Source organism: Dyella halodurans (genome assembly GCF_026283925.1).
GTDB lineage: Bacteria > Pseudomonadota > Gammaproteobacteria > Xanthomonadales > Rhodanobacteraceae > Dyella > Dyella halodurans.
In genome coordinates this window covers 637564-644190 of record NZ_JAPDPF010000001.1, presented here as the reverse complement: position 1 = coordinate 644190, position 6627 = coordinate 637564, and the positions used below count along the sequence as shown (strand labels likewise).

Annotated in this window: 6 protein-coding genes; 4 read left to right on the top strand and 2 right to left on the bottom strand. The window is 65.2% G+C overall.

Features of this window, described 5'->3' with window-relative positions; translation table 11 throughout:
• Positions 1 to 72: 72 nt before the first annotated feature.
• Positions 73 to 828 carry a SapC family protein gene (locus tag OUZ49_RS02905; protein ID WP_266148435.1) on the bottom strand — a complete coding sequence of 252 codons (756 nt, stop codon included), beginning with the start codon at positions 826 to 828 and terminating at the stop codon, positions 73 to 75.
• Between the two features lie 677 nt (positions 829 to 1505).
• Here OUZ49_RS02905 and OUZ49_RS02900 point away from each other — a divergent pair.
• From OUZ49_RS02900 to OUZ49_RS02885, 4 genes are all read left to right on the top strand, one after another.
• Positions 1506 to 2267: an SDR family oxidoreductase gene (locus tag OUZ49_RS02900; protein ID WP_266148433.1), complete on the top strand. Its 762-nt coding sequence runs from the start codon at positions 1506 to 1508 to the stop codon at positions 2265 to 2267.
• A 130-nt stretch (positions 2268 to 2397) separates the two neighbouring features.
• Positions 2398 to 2961 (top strand): elongation factor P-like protein EfpL, encoded by a 564-nt coding sequence (gene efpL / locus OUZ49_RS02895; RefSeq protein ID WP_266148432.1) that lies wholly within the window; start codon positions 2398 to 2400, stop codon positions 2959 to 2961.
• Between the two features lie 117 nt (positions 2962 to 3078).
• A complete protein-coding gene (locus OUZ49_RS02890) occupies positions 3079 to 3861 on the top strand; it encodes an N-acetylmuramoyl-L-alanine amidase (RefSeq protein ID WP_266148431.1) in 783 nt (260 codons plus the stop codon).
• A gap of 82 nt (positions 3862 to 3943) precedes the next feature.
• Entirely contained in the window at positions 3944 to 6028 is a 2085-nt protein-coding gene (locus OUZ49_RS02885; protein WP_266148430.1) for an FUSC family protein, read from the top strand.
• Between the two features lie 196 nt (positions 6029 to 6224).
• Here OUZ49_RS02885 and OUZ49_RS02880 read toward each other — a convergent pair whose 3' ends face one another.
• On the bottom strand, positions 6225 to 6599 hold the full coding sequence (locus tag OUZ49_RS02880) for a YciI family protein (protein WP_266148429.1): 375 nt from the start codon (positions 6597 to 6599) through the stop codon (positions 6225 to 6227).
• Between the last annotated feature and the right edge of the window lie 28 nt (positions 6600 to 6627).

The following is a 6627-nucleotide window of genomic DNA, read 5'->3' as shown; positions in this document are numbered from 1 at the left end:
GCAGTCGTTGTTTCAGATAAATAAAAGACCAGCGGATGGCGCACGTCGCGCCACCTGCGTGATATCGCCGGATTAGTGTTTCAGTGCTGCCGAACGTGTATCGAACCGGGCCGAGAGCAGGCTGACATTGCCTAGCGACATCAGGTGCGCATAGATCAAGCCGAGTGCACCCGTACGCGAAAGCTTTTCCAGCGCCTTGCCGCCCAACTTCTGCAGTTTCTCTTCATCCACGATGCTGAATCCGTTCAGCGTGTGGGGTTCGGTACCCGCACGCTCGACCCGGATGGTCTTGGTCACCAACAGTTTGCTGTCGCGCAATTGCTGCATGAAGGCCTGGGTACGCTCTGCGGCACGCTGGTACTCCGCGAGAAAGCCAAGCGCATGCTCCAGCGCCGGTGCGTTTTCACCGGAATCCTCGAACAGCTTGATGCCGTCGTCGCTCTGGGTGACCACCGGCATATCCACGCAAACAGTGAAGGCGGCGGCAGCGGCTTCACCGGTGGTTTCCTGGTTGGCCACCACAAACGGGTAGCGCCGCAGGAAGGCCGGCACATAGGCCTGTGCGGCCCACTGGCTATCGTCCTCGACAAACAGGTTGTCGTCGCGCAACAGACCAAGCAGCACGGCTGGCATGCTGGCTTTATCTGCATCGCCCGTAAATACGATGGGATAGTTGCGCGCCGCCGGAGCGAATTCCGTAGTGGTCAGGGGCACTGAATTGAGCCCACGCGCAAATGCGTAATTCGTGGGTACCGGCTTGATGCGAAGGTGACGGTGCGTCAAACGATTGAGCGCCAACGGCTGCTCGTAGATCAGCAACTGCTTCATAAAGCTTCCCCTGATTGACTTCGCCCTGACCACAGCTCAGAAATCTGTGACTGCTCGCACACGATCAACGATCTTGGTATGCCTTCGCGCCCCGTGCGCCCAGTCCCCTGTCGTACGAATACTGCTCAGCCTTACCTAGGTCCTGCAGAGCGCTGTGCGCCGCGTGCTTTGTCACCGTGGGCGACGTGATTGGACGCCCCGATATGGATAAATGCGCAAAACCGGAGCAAAACCGGTCACCCTGAAACGCACTTCCGTTACATAACTGCTGAAGCCTTGCAGCGGCTGTCGATCAGCCGCCTGGATGCCGGGCCAAGGGGCCAGACTCTGCCAGCCGCTGGCGGCGACGCAGCGCCAGGTTGCCGGCGCGCGAGGACGCAACGCACGGCCAAACCCAGGCGAATGCCCGTCGACCTGCTATGGCTTGAACCCCCTTCCCCTATCGTCCCGGTCAGCACCGGCCGTTTGCGAACTGCCGCAAATGTGCCATGGCGCACAGCACGATCGGCGGCATCATGACATGAGGCGCACGCGACACCAATAGGGGAAAATTTCGCAATATCATGCGATTAGTGACATCATTCGGATTCCCCGCCGGGACGCAACGAGGCCCGCGTTTCGATGCCCGGCGCCCCCGGCTAGAATGAACGCTTTGCCCTTTGGCACCGGAGACTTTCATGCAGCTCAATCAGGTCAAGGCGATCATCACCGGCGGCGCCTCCGGACTCGGCCACGCGGTCGCGCAGCATCTGGTCGCCCATGGCGGCAAGGTTGCTCTGTTCGACGTCAACGAAGAAAAGGGCCAGGAAGCCGCCAAGGCGCTGGGCGCCACGTTCTTTCGTACTGACGTCACCTCCGAGGAGGGCGTCACCGCCAACGTCGCCGCCGCGCGCGACGCTCTGGGCGGGCTTAACGTGGTGATGAACTGCGCCGGCATCCTCGGCGCCGGCCGCATGCTGGGCAAGGAAGGCCCGATGCCGCTGAATACCTTCGCCACCACCGTGATGGTCAACCTGGTGGGCAGCTTCAACGTGGCCAAGGCCGCCGCCGCCCTGATGCAGGGCAACGAGGCCGGCGAAGACGGCGAGCGCGGCGTGATCATCAACACCGCCTCCGTGGCCGCCTACGAAGGCCAGATCGGCCAGGCCGCCTATTCCGCCTCCAAGGGCGGCGTGGTCGCCATGACCTTGCCGATGGCGCGCGAGCTGTCGCGCTTCGGCATCCGCGTGGCCACCATTGCCCCGGGCATCTTCTGGACGCCGATGGTCGATGGCATGCCGCCGCAGGTGCAGGAGTCGCTGTCCGCGTCGATTCCGTTCCCGTCGCGCCTGGGCAAGCCGGAGGAATTCGCCGACACCGTCGCGTTCATCCTTGGCAACCGCTATATCAACGGCGAGACCATCCGCCTCGATGGCGCCGTGCGTTTGCAGCCGAAGTAAAGCGAGGGATGAAGGGCGGGTAGCGAGGGCGCCAGCCTGTTGCTCGTCTTTCACCTCCGGTCTCGCCGTGCGCGCACGAAGGCGCGCCCTCACTACTCACCTCTCACTTACTCAGCCCTGAGCTCTTCCCATGAAAGCTTCCGACGTCAAGAAAGGCAATGTGGTCGAACACGAAGGTACCGTGTACCAGGTGCGCGACATCGAGCGCAGCTCGCCGACGGCGCGTGGCGGCAACGTCACGTTCCGCTTCACCATGTATTCCATCCCGGGCGGTCGCAAGTTCGACCTGAGCCTGCGCGCCGACGACGATCTGAAGGAAATGGATCTGGTGCGCCGTGAGGTGAATTTCTCGTACATGGATGGGGATGCGTTCGTCTTCATGGACAACGAAGATTTCACGCAGTACATGCTCGCGCCAGAACTGGTAGGCGACAACGCCGGCTACATCGTGGAAGGTGTGGAAGGCTATTACGTGCAGGTGATCGACGATGCGCCGGTGGGCTTGCAGGTACCGACCAGCGTGACGCTCACCGTGGTCGACACCGCCCCGGAAATGAAGGGCGCCAGCGCCACCAAGCGCACCAAGCCGGCCAAGCTCAACACCGGCATCGAAATCCAGGTGCCCGAGTACATCAGCAACGAGGAAAAGGTGTGGGTGAACACGCTGACGGGCGAGTTCGCCGGTCGCGCCTAAGCCTAGCCTGAAAAACCAACGCGACGGCGTCCGGGCAACCGGGCGCCGTTTGCATTTCGGCTTGACGTTCCTCGGTGGCTGCGGCACGTTCCGCCTACCCCACCCACCGTGACTGCCATGCCTTTCGTCCGCCCCAGGTATGCGCGCCTGCTCCCCATCAGCCGCACCCTGCTGTTGCTGATGCTGCTGGCCTTGCTCGCCGCCTGCGCGACCGCCCCGGCGCGCAACCCGATGGCGCAGTGGGTACCCTCGCCCAACTTCGACCAGCGCCGGCCGGTACTGATCGTGCTGCATTTCACCGGCGGCCATTCGGCCCAGCAGAGCCTGCAGACGCTGCGCACGTCCAACGACAGCGGCCCGGTAAGCGCGCATTACCTGATTGGCCGCGATGGACATGTTTACCAGCTGGTGGCCGACGAGCTGCGCGCCTGGCATGCCGGCGCCGGACGCTGGGGCACCATCACCGACGTCAACTCCGCCTCCATCGGCATCGAGCTCGACAACGACGGACAGTCGCCGTTTGCGCCGGCACAGATCGACAGCCTGCTGGGCCTGCTGACCGACCTCACGACCCGGCTGCGTATTCCGCGCACCCAGATCATCGGCCACGAAGATCTCGCGCCGGGACGCAAGGAAGATCCCGGCCCGCTGTTCCCGTGGAAACAGCTCGCCGACGCCGGTTTCGGATGGTGGCCGCAGGGCACCCTGGTGGACCCGCCAGCGGACTTCGACCCATGGATGGCGCTGGGCATGGTCGGATACTCGCTCGACAACCGCGCCGCGACGGTGCGCTCGTTCCATCATCATTTCCGCGGCATGGAGGGCGACACGCTGGACGCGCAAGACCTGCGCATCCTGTATGCGCTGACGCGCCAGCCAAGCGTTCCGGCGGCGCCGTAGCCCATGACGATGCTGCCCGTCGCGCCAGCTTCAGGCGGCATCGTGCAAAATCGGCCCATCGTTTAGGAGCGAACGAAGCCACATGTCTTCCAGCGGTTACTCGCTACGCGCCACCGTCGTCGACAGCCTGCTCACCGCCAAGCGACCGGACGTGCCGCCCCGCGTGGTGCTGCGCAATACGGCAGCGGTGATTCTGCCGTTGGCCATCGGCATCGCCACGGGTCACCCGGGCGTCGGCCTGGGCATTGGCGCGGGCGCGCTGGATACCATGTTCTCCGACCAGCCAGGGCCGTATCGCCAGCGCATGGCACGCCTGCTGCTGGCCTCGCTGGCAGCGGGACTGGCCTCGCTGATCGGCTTCCTGCTTGGCGACCAGCTGATCCCCATCCTGATCGCTACCGCGGCGTTTGGCTTCTGCGGTGGATTGCTGGTGGTGTTCGGCACCGACATGACCCGGGTCGGCATGACCAGCATGATCCTGCTGGTGGTCACCGCGGCCTCGCCGCGGCCGTTGGGCGAAGCGCTGGGTGCATCGACCCTGATCTTTGCCGGCGGCCTGTTGCTTACCGTGTTTTCCGTTGCTGCGTGGCCGCTGCAGCGCTACCGGCCGGAACGCCACGCGCTGGCGGCGGTGTATCGGGGATTGGCCACGCTGGCGCGACAGCAGGCGCATGACGACGCCGACGTGCCCGCACTCACCGATGCCATGACCACGCTGCAGCACACCTTGCTCGGCCGCCATCACGCGCGCGGTCGCGCCATGGAAGCCTTCGGCGTGCTGCTGGAGCTGGCCGAACGCATCCGCCTGGAACTCACCGCCATGGCGGAGCTGCGCGCCAACGCCACCATCCACGCCATGTTCCGTGGCGATGCGGCGCGCGTGCTCGCCGCGGTCGCCGATGCCTTGGAGGCTGGCGACTCCCCCCGGCAGGCCGAACATGCCCTGCAAACCCTGCAAGCCAGCGAAAACGCGCTGCTTGGCAACGGCGGTCACGCCGACGGCCTGGCCACCCATATTCACGCGCTCTCCGGCCAGCTTGCCGCTGCCGTACGCAATGCCAACTGGGCCGGCAGTCGCGGCGAACTGCGTGCCGCCGCGGCTGAGACACCGTTGCCAGCGGCACTGCGCAGCAGTTCGGCGCGCGCCACCCTACGCGCCAATCTCACCCCGCATTCGGTGGCTTTCCGCCACGCCGTGCGTAGCGCCGTCACGCTGACCGTCACGCTGTTCGTCGCGCGCCAGCTTCAGTTGCCCCATGGTTACTGGCTGCCGATGACCGCCGCCATCGTGCTGCGCCCCGACTTCGCGGCGACCTTCAACTTCGGCCTGCTGCGCGTGGTGGGTACGGTACTGGGCCTGGTGCTTACCACCGCCCTGCTGCACGTCACGCCGCACGAGGCCTGGGCGCATCTCGCCCTGATGGCGGTGCTGTGCATGGCGTTCCGTTACCTCGCCACGGCGCACTACGGCGTGGCGGTGGCGGCGCTTACCGGCACCGTGGTCATCCTGCTGTCGTTCGAAGGCGTCAATTCCAGCGACGCGGTGATGGATCGCGTGATCAATACCGCCCTGGGCAGCGGCATCGCGTTGATCGCCTATGTGCTTTGGCCTACCTGGGAGCGCGGGCGCGCCCGCGCCGCGCTGTCGGACATGCTGGACGCGTATGCGAACTACATGCAGGCCCTGGCCAATCCGGAACGACGTGACGGCCGCCGCGAGGCCCGCACGGCTGCACGCACGGCACGCAGCAATGCGCAGGCTTCGCTGGATCGCATGCGTGCCGAACCGGCGACGCCGCCCGCCCTGCTCGAACTGGCCAATGCGCTGTTCGCCAACGGCAATCGATTTGCGCGCACCGCGATGGCGCTGGAAGCGCTGATCGACGATCACCCCAACCTGCCCGAGCAGGTGGAGATGTGTGCGTTCGTCAATCACGTCTCCATCGCGCTGCACGAGATTGGCGCGGCCTTGCGTGCGCAACGCGCACCGGAGCGCCTGCCCGACCTGCGCAGCCTGCAACGCACCTACGCGGCGCTGCTCAATATGACCGAGGACCGACAGGCCGCCGGGCTGCTCACGCGCATCAGCGACCGCCTGGTCGACAACGTGAATACGTTGGCGCATATCACGGGTCGCAGTCGCAGCAAATCGGCAGCGACGGTGTGATCGCCCTGCTCCCTCTCCCCTCCGGGGAGAGGGTTGGGGTGAGGGGTCAATCTTGCGACAACGCAGGACCCGAAGCCGGCTCTGTAGCAACGCCACCGCGAGCACCCGCCCTTCACCCCCATTTCGGGGCTCGCCTCAGTCCTCTCTCCCACCGGGACGACCTTCGGGTCGCCCAGAGGGGAGAGGAAGCCGGAGCTCACACCCCTACGCGCTTCCGCACGGCGTCCGTATCCCTCACCGGGCGAATCTCAATCCGCCCCGTCCGCGACCATGGGAACGCCATGGCGATTTTCACCGCCTCATCCATGTCCGCCGCCTCGATCAGGTTGAAGCCGCCGAGGTATTCCTTGGCCTCGGCAAACGGCCCGTCCAGCACGCTCATCTTGCTGTCACGCATGCGCAGCGATTTCGCCTGCGCCGGCGGCTCCAGCTGCATCGTATCGAGCAGGCAGCCTTCGGCGCGCAGCTCATCGGCGTGGATGAAACAACCGCGCATCATGCGGTCGAATTCGCCCGCCGGCAGCGCGTTCAGCAAGCTATCGTCGTTGTAGATCATCATCAGGAATTTCATGGTGCCCCCAGCAGCTGGCGTGATCACC